The sequence below is a fragment of the Mycobacterium sp. TH-M103 genome, assembly GCF_057473785.1.
This window is the reverse complement of sequence record NZ_JBYCLG010000158.1, coordinates 1-2,602: the sequence shown is the minus strand read 5'-3', so window position 1 is coordinate 2,602 and position 2,602 is coordinate 1. Positions and strand designations below refer to the sequence as shown.

The window sequence follows — 2,602 nt, the reverse complement described above, 5'->3', positions numbered from 1 at the left end:
CCTGATACGACCGCCATACCTCGCCGAGTCGCCGGAACTTCACCCGACCGATTAACCTCGCAGGAACCGCGGCCGCAACGTCGATCCTGCGAAAGTTTGACACGAACACAGAAGCTGCGACCGTAATCAGTCAATCATGTTCATCGCGTCGGCGACAGACTTGTGCCGCCGACGGCTTCCCGGAGGGTGCCTGGTGGCGAGTTTCGGCGCCGACCTGCTGGCCGCCGCGCTGGCCGGCACCGCGGCCGACGAGCGTCCGCTGCGCCACGTCGCCGAGCTGCCGGCCCGCGCCGGCCGCCCCCACCGCTGGCCGGACTGGGCCGAGCCGGACGTGGTCCAGGCGTTCGCCGACCGAGGTATCACCCGCCCCTGGTCGCACCAGGCGCAGGCCGCGGAGCTGGCCCACGCCGGGCGGCATGTGGTGGTCAGCACCGGCACCGCGTCGGGCAAATCACTGGCCTACCAACTTCCCGTCCTACACGCCCTGGCCACCGACCCGCGGGCACGGGTGCTGTACCTGTCCCCCACCAAGGCGCTCGGTCACGACCAGTTGCGCGCCGCACACGCCCTGACCGCGGCCGTCCCGCGGCTGCACGATCCCGGTTTCGGTGTGGCGCCCACCGCCTACGACGGCGACAGCCACGCCGAGGTGCGCCGCTTCGCGCGTGAACGCTCCCGGTGGTTGTTCTCCAACCCGGACATGATCCACGTGTCGATCCTGCGCAACCACGCCCGCTGGGCCGCCCTGCTGCGCGGCCTTCGCTTCCTCGTCGTCGACGAATGTCACTATTATCGCGGGGTTTTCGGCTCGAACGTGGCCATGGTGCTGCGCCGGCTGCTGCGGTTGTGCGCCCGCTACTCGTCGTACCCGACGGTGATCTTCGCCAGCGCGACGACGGACTCTCCGGGCGCGACGGCCGCCGAGCTGATCGGGCAGCCCGTCGAGGAGGTGACCGACGACGGCTCACCCCAGGGCTCCCGGACGGTGGCCCTGTGGGAGCCGGCGCTACGCGCCGACCTGACGGGCGAAAACGGCGCGCCGGTGCGCCGTTCGGCCGGAGCGGAGGCGGCGCGGGTGATGGCCGACCTGATCGCCGAGGGCGCCCAGACCCTGACGTTCGTCCGGTCGCGCCGGGCCGCGGAGCTGACCGCTCTGGGCGCGCAAGCACGCCTGGCCGACGTCGCCCCCGAGCTGTCGCACACGGTGGCGTCGTACCGGGCCGGTTATCTTGCCGAGGACCGCAACGCACTCGAGCGCGCCCTGGCCGAGGGCCGATTGCGCGGCCTGGCCACCACCAACGCGCTGGAGTTGGGCGTGGACATCGCAGGGCTCGACGCGGTGGTGCTGGCCGGGTTCCCCGGCACGGTGGCCTCGTTTTGGCAGCAGGCGGGCCGGTCCGGCCGCCGCGGCCAGGGGGCGCTGGTCGTACTGATCGCCCGCGACGATCCGCTGGACACCTACCTGGTGCACAACCCTGCCGCGCTGCTGGGCAAGCCGGTCGAGAGGGTGGTGATCGACCCCGCCAACCCCTATCTGCTGGGCCCGCAACTTCTCTGTGCGGCAACCGAACTGCCGCTCGATGCGGCCGAGGTGCGCGCCCTGGGCGCGACGGAGGTCGCCGCGGGACTGGTCGACGAGGGACTGCTGCGGCTGCGCAACGGCAGGTACTTTCCCGCGCCGGGCTTGGATCCCCATGCCGCCGTGGACATCCGGGGGGCGGCCGGCGGCCAGATCATGATCGTGGAGGCCGACACCGGGCGGTTGCTAGGCAGTGTCGACGTGGGCCGGGCCCCGGCCTGCGTCCACCCGGGAGCGGTATATCTGCACCAGGGCGAGGCCTACGTCGTCGACTCGCTGGATTTCGACGGCGGAATCGCGTTCGTCCACGCCGAGGACCCCGGTTATGCGACGTTCGCGCGCGAGCTCACCGACATCGCCGTCACCGGTTGCGGTGAACGGTCCGAGTTCGGGCCCGTCACTGTGGGATTGGTGCCGGTCCAGGTCACCCACCGGTTGGTCGGTTACCTGCGCCGCCGGCTGAACGGTGAGGTCATCGACTTCGTCGACCTGGCCATGCCCGAGCAAAGGCTGGAGACGACCGCAGTCATGTACACCGTGACCCCGGAGGCGTTGCTGGACGACGGTATCGACGCGCCCCGCATACCCGGGTCGCTGCACGCCGCCGAGCACGCGGCGATCGGGTTGCTGCCGCTGGTGGCCAGCTGCGACCGCGGCGACATCGGCGGCCTGTCGACCGCGGTCGGCCCCGACCCGTTCGGCCTGCCGAGCGTCTTCGTCTACGACGGCCACCCGGGTGGTGCGGGGTTCGCCGAGCGGGGCTTCCGCCGGGCCCGCACCTGGCTGGGCGCCACGGCCGAGGCCATCGAGGCGTGCGAATGCCCGCGCGGATGCCCGTCGTGCGTGCAGTCGCCCAAGTGCGGCAACGGCAACGACCCGCTCGACAAGGCCGGTGCGGTCACGGTGCTGCGACGCGTGCTGGCGCAGTTGCCTGGCGAATCGCGCTGAAAAACAATCAGCATGTGCGACGGTCACCACCGGCAAATGCCGAAAGTTTACTAATGAATACCGCGAGTTTAAGAA

General features: G+C 70.9%; 1 protein-coding gene. It reads left to right on the top strand.

Annotated elements, in window-relative coordinates; all coding sequences use genetic code 11:
- Positions 1 to 193: 193 nt before the first annotated feature.
- Positions 194 to 2,527 (top strand): DEAD/DEAH box helicase, encoded by a 2,334-nt coding sequence (locus AC2VOR_RS09075; protein ID WP_486963642.1) that lies wholly within the window; start codon positions 194 to 196, stop codon positions 2,525 to 2,527.
- Positions 2,528 to 2,602 lie beyond the last annotated feature (75 nt).